This window comes from Pusillimonas minor (assembly GCF_014237865.1).
Classification (GTDB): domain Bacteria; phylum Pseudomonadota; class Gammaproteobacteria; order Burkholderiales; family Burkholderiaceae_B; genus Neopusillimonas; species Neopusillimonas minor.
In genome coordinates this window covers 1-1,508 of sequence record NZ_JACJUU010000043.1, presented here as the reverse complement: position 1 = coordinate 1,508, position 1,508 = coordinate 1, and the positions used below count along the sequence as shown (strand labels likewise).

Here is a 1,508-nt window from a genome sequence, read left to right as displayed (position 1 = left end):
GGGTAAGCGGATTAAATGGTTGATCTTACCTTTGCATGAGAGTGAGACAGACCGGCATCTCATCGGATTATCTGGTTGATGCTTCACCTACTGCTGGTGCATGTTTCCTTCGCTAATTCCAGCAAGAACCCCACACGCCTCAACTTCCCGGTCATCGTTGCAACTCGCTCTCAGTGAAACGAGTTGTTTCTCAAGCGCTTGCAGAGCGGTTATCTGCGACCGCACATGAGAGATGTGATCATCGAGCAAGGCGTTGACGGCGGTACAAGGCTGATGAGGGTCGTCCTGATAGCTCTGTAGTTCGTGAATCTCAGCCAGTGACAGGCCCAGGATTCTGCAGCGACGGATGAAGGCCAGCCCCTCACCATGCTTCTCGGTATAGACACGGTAACCGTTGTCCTGCCGATCAGGCGGCGGCAACAAGCCCTGCTGTTCATAGAAGCGGATCGTCTGTGTTTCGACCCCTACCAACTGCGCCAACTGACCAATGCGCATCAGCCTCCTCCCCAACGGATTCTTTACTCTATTGACCTTATAGTAGCTTTATAGTTTTAAATGGTACCACAACATTGTTCAAGTGGAGTCGTATCATGAGCAAATCCTGTGGTGGCGCCTGTGGCGGTGATGCAACGTCCGCAGCGGATACCGATATACAGGCCTCCTCCGAGGCGCCAGGGAGATGGGTCAGTGTTTATGCCGTGCCGAAGATGGACTGTCCATCAGAAGAACGAATGATTCGCCTAGCCCTGAACGGCTTTGAGGAGATTCGGGCGCTGTCCTTCGACTTGTCGAACCGCCGGCTGAAGGTCGTGCATGACGGCGAGGTCGAGCCCGTCACCTCGAAACTGAAGACCTTGGGGCTAGGCGCCTCGCTTCAGGAAACCGTCGCTGCAAATCCGGAGACCATCAAGGCCGCCGAGTTTTCGGCAGCTTCTGCTAAGCAAGAATCCGGGACCCTGCGCTGGTTGCTCGGCATCAATGCACTTCTGTTCGTGGTGGAAATGACTGCCGGTCTGATCGCCCAGTCCACCGGCCTGATTGGAGAATCCCTGGACAATTTTGCCGATGCGGCGGTGTACGGGCTTGCCCTTTATGCGGTTGGACATAGCGTGAAAATGCAGGTACGTGCCGCGCATCTTGCTGGTGTACTGCAACTGATCTTGGCTGTGGGCGTGCTCGTAGAGGTGGTGAGACGCTTTGTATTCGGTAGTGAGCCTGAATCGCTGGTGATGATGGCTATCGCATTCGTCGCATTGATTGCCAATACCAGTTGTCTGCTGCTCATATCCAAACATCGGGAAGGCGGGGCGCACATGAAGGCAAGCTGGATATTCTCGGCCAACGACGTGGTGATCAACCTGGGGGTCATCACCGCCGGCGCCCTGGTCGCGTGGACCGGTTCCAATTATCCGGATCTGATTATCGGCACCATCGCGGGGGGCATTGTACTTAACGGTGCCAGACGCATTTTGGCGTTGAAGGGTTAAATAATGCTCATTATTGGCAAA

2 protein-coding genes are annotated in these 1,508 nt (G+C 54.6%); one reads left to right on the top strand and one right to left on the bottom strand.

Annotation, left to right across the window (positions count from 1 at the left end):
• Positions 1-87: 87 nt before the first annotated feature.
• Positions 88-495, bottom strand: coding sequence for a Cd(II)/Pb(II)-responsive transcriptional regulator (gene cadR / locus GTU67_RS15140; protein WP_004364961.1), 408 nt, complete (start codon positions 493-495; stop codon positions 88-90).
• A 95-nt stretch (positions 496-590) separates the two neighbouring features.
• On the opposite strand from cadR, the gene GTU67_RS15135 reads away from it, so the two are divergent.
• Complete coding sequence (locus tag GTU67_RS15135) at positions 591-1,487, top strand: cation efflux transmembrane domain-containing protein (protein ID WP_004574643.1); 897 nt, start codon at positions 591-593, stop codon at positions 1,485-1,487.
• The last annotated feature ends 21 nt before the right edge of the window (positions 1,488-1,508 follow it).

Bases quoted from the DNA above. Each gene is read 5' to 3' on its own strand.
- cadR (WP_004364961.1), bottom strand. From the start codon at position 495: ATGCGCATTGGTCAGTTGGCGCAGTTGGTAGGGGTCGAAACACAGACG.
- GTU67_RS15135 (WP_004574643.1), top strand. From the start codon at position 591: ATGAGCAAATCCTGTGGTGGCGCCTGTGGCGGTGATGCAACGTCCGCA.